This window comes from Anaerosporobacter sp., from assembly GCF_965301125.1.
In genome coordinates this window covers 1-689 of record NZ_CBDLAM010000302.1, presented here as the reverse complement: position 1 = coordinate 689, position 689 = coordinate 1, and the positions used below count along the sequence as shown (strand labels likewise).

Sequence of the window (689 nt, the reverse complement as noted above, 5' to 3'; positions counted from 1 at the left end):
TATTAGTGATGGATATTGTGTAAAAGCAGTAGCATCAGCTAGTAAAGATAACACAACAACGAGAATTACCTTAACTAAGTCAAAGACAAGTACTTATTATACTTCCCAAACTGATAACAACCTTACCCTTGTATTTGTATATCCAGATAGTGGTACGAATGTTGATTTAAGAATCGAGTTGCCAAGTGGAGTATCTTATTCAAAAGTTACTACAGAGGATTTGTACTACAAAAATCAATTTAAAGTAATTATTCCAGGTGATTATGTAAGCTACTATGATGAGAATCCTGTAAAGATTTACTCAAGTATGGTTAGTAAAACTGCAGTTTCTCTAAATAGTAGTGGTAATACTGTGATTCTTGTAACAACATTAACATTACAAGGATTTAAGTTATCAGAAGGAAGCTCCTACATAGGGGTAGAGATCGGTGACCCTAAGTATATCTATGAAAAGATTGTAGTTATAGATACAGTTCATGGTGGTTCAGATACAGGCGCTATTGGAAGTGGCGTGTATGAGAAGACATTAACGTACAACATTCTATATAAGTACGCTAAAAATTACTTTAATAGTAGTACTAGTACTGTTAAGGCATATTGGACAAGATACAATGATTCTTATGTTACATTAGATGATCGTGCTGCGTTTGCAAGCAAGGTAGGAGCGGATTTATTCATTATCCTTCATA

At 33.7% G+C, this 689-nt stretch carries 1 protein-coding gene; it reads left to right on the top strand.

The genetic code is table 11. The features are described 5' to 3' along the window. On the top strand, positions 1 to 689 hold a 689-nt coding region (locus tag ACW2QF_RS19065), incomplete at both ends, for an N-acetylmuramoyl-L-alanine amidase family protein (protein WP_455717601.1).